The organism is uncultured Aquincola sp., assembly GCF_964001545.1.
Lineage (GTDB): Bacteria > Pseudomonadota > Gammaproteobacteria > Burkholderiales > Burkholderiaceae_C > Aquincola.
This window is the reverse complement of sequence record NZ_CAXFDV010000347.1, coordinates 1-2,006: the sequence shown is the minus strand read 5'-3', so window position 1 is coordinate 2,006 and position 2,006 is coordinate 1. Positions and strand designations below refer to the sequence as shown.

The window sequence follows — 2,006 nt, the reverse complement described above, 5'->3', positions numbered from 1 at the left end:
TCGCGCCTGCTGCCGCCCGCCGCCTGATGACCGCTGCGGCCGAGCCTGCCACCGAGCCGCAGGCTGCGTTGCCTGACGAGCTGCAGGCCTGGCTGCAGCACCTGCAGGTCGAACGCCGCCTGGCACCGCGCACCCTCACGCTGTACACCGAGGCGCTGCGCCGCCTGGTGCGGGCCGCGCAGGCGCACCCGGTGCCGCTGCTGCAGGTGCAAAGCCACCATGTGCGCCGCTGGGCCGCGCAGCTGCATGGCCAGGGCCTGGCGCCGCGCAGCATCGCCATCGTGCTGGCGGCCTGGCGGGGGCTGTACCGCTGGTGGGGCGACAACCGCAAGATCAGCAGCAACCCGGTGGAAGGTGTGCGTGCGCCCAAGGCCGGCCGGCCGCTGCCCAAGGCCTTGTCGGTGGACCATGCGGTGGCGCTGGCCGAGCATGAGCCCACCGCCCCAGACCCGGCAATGCGCGCCCGCGACCATTGCGTCGTCGAGCTGCTGTATGGCTGCGGCCTGCGTGTGGGCGAGCTGGTGGCGCTGGACGTGGCCGGCAGCGCTGAGGCGGTGGGCTGGATCGACCGCGAGCCGGGCGGCGAAGCCACCGCCCATGTGCTGGGCAAGGGCAGCAAGCGGCGCAGCGTGCCGGTGGGCAGCGCAGCCCGCCAGGCGCTGGACGACTGGCTGGCCGTGCGCGGCCAGCTGGCCAAGGCCGGCGAGCCGGCGCTGCTGGTGGGCAAGCGAGGCGGCCGCATCACCGATGGCCAGGTGCGCGCGCGGCTGAAGGCGCTGGCCCTGCAGGCCGGTCTCCCGGTGCACGTGCACCCGCACATGCTGCGGCACAGCTTTGCGTCGCACCTGCTGCAGTCCAGCGGCGACCTGCGCGCGGTGCAGGAGCTGCTGGGCCATGCCAGCATTGCCACCACACAGGTTTACACCCGGCTCGATTTCCAGCATCTGGCCAAGGTCTACGATGCCGCCCATCCCCGCGCACGCAAGCGCGGTGCTTGAATCGCGGTCCCGGTGCCCCAGGTACCGGTGAGCACTCCCATGAAGAACAAAGACCCCATCTCCTGCCTCGTCGCCTTCGTCGGCACCGTCGTGCTGGGCGTTGCGCTCGCGGGCCTCTATCGCGCGGTGGAAGCACCGCAGGCCAACGCTGCGCCGCTGGTGGCGCCCACCGTCACTGCCCAGCCGCAGCCGGCGGCCCCCGTGCCCGTCAGCCAGCAGACCGCCGCGCCCGCGCCTCGCGGCTGACGGTTTCCGGCTCCTTCCGGACCTGCCGGCGACAATCGCCGGATGAAAAAGATCAAGCTGCGCGAAGGCCGCGACCGCTCGTTGCTGCGGCGCCATCCCTGGGTGTTTGCCGGCAGCGTGGCCAGCGGCAAGGCCGATGCGGGTGAAACCGTGCGGGTGGAAAGCGCCGAAGGCCGCTTTCTGGCCTGGGCCGCCTACAGCCCTGAATCCACCATCCGCCTGCGGGCCTGGAGCTTCGATGAGCAGGAGCGCATCGACCGCGCCTTCTTCGAGCGCCGGCTGCGCACCGCCATTGCGCTGCGTGAGCGGCTGCCGATTGCCAGCGACGGCAAGCGCCTGGTGCACGGTGAGGCCGACGGCCTGCCCGGTCTGGTGGTGGACCAGTACGGCAGCACGCTGAGCGCGCAGTTCCTGGCCACCGGCGTGGAACGCTGGAAGCCGGTGATCGCGGAGTTGCTGCTGCAAATCACCGGCGCCACGCGGCTGTACGAACGGTCGGACGCCAGCGTGCGCGAGCTGGAAGGCCTGCCCCATGCCAGCGGCTGGCTGCGTCGCACGCCACAGGCCGAGCACGACGACCACAGCGCCTTGGTGATCCATGAGCACGACTGGCGCTTGAACCTGGACGTGGCCCTGGGCCACAAGACCGGCTTCTACCTCGACCAGCGCGACAACCGCGCCCGCTTCGCCGAGCTGGTGTCGCACTTCGGCGTACAGCGGGTGCTCAACTGCTACTGCTACACCGGCGGCTTCACCGTGGCG

2 protein-coding genes and 1 pseudogene are annotated in these 2,006 nt (G+C 71.6%); all 3 read left to right on the top strand.

Translation table 11 applies throughout. The annotated features are described in order from the left end of the window. Positions 1-26: 26 nt before the first annotated feature. Positions 27-998, top strand: coding sequence for a tyrosine recombinase XerC (locus tag ABNT58_RS12050; RefSeq protein WP_348753715.1), 972 nt, complete (start codon positions 27-29; stop codon positions 996-998). Positions 999-1,037: 39 nt separating this feature from the next. Further along, on the top strand, positions 1,038-1,244 hold the full coding sequence (locus tag ABNT58_RS12045) for a hypothetical protein (RefSeq protein ID WP_348753714.1): 207 nt from the start codon (positions 1,038-1,040) through the stop codon (positions 1,242-1,244). 42 nt (positions 1,245-1,286) lie between these two features. Further along, a pseudogene (locus tag ABNT58_RS12040) lies at positions 1,287-2,006 on the top strand (23S rRNA (cytosine(1962)-C(5))-methyltransferase RlmI); the annotation flags it as partial.